The 220-nt window shown below is 54.5% G+C and carries 1 tRNA gene; it reads right to left on the bottom strand.

The features are described from left to right. Nucleotides 1-2 precede the first annotated feature (2 nt). Nucleotides 3-75: transfer RNA gene (locus Q1B07_RS26990), tRNA-Val, on the bottom strand. Between the last annotated feature and the right edge of the window lie 145 nt (nt 76-220).

Consider the following 220-nt stretch of genomic DNA (forward strand, 5'->3'; position numbering starts at 1 on the left):
GGTGGAGGATGACGGGATCGAACCGCCGACCCCCTGCTTGTAAGGCAGGTGCTCTCCCAGCTGAGCTAATCCTCCGAGACACAGGATGTGTGGCGATTAACGTCGCGCACTTTACATGCCATCCTTTGTTTTTTCTTTAAACAACCTGGCAACGTCCTACTCTCACAGGGGGAAACCCCCAACTACCATCGGCGCTGAAGAGCTTAACTTCCGTGTTCGG

This window comes from uncultured Metabacillus sp., from assembly GCF_947503125.1.
GTDB lineage: Bacteria > Bacillota > Bacilli > Bacillales > Bacillaceae > Metabacillus.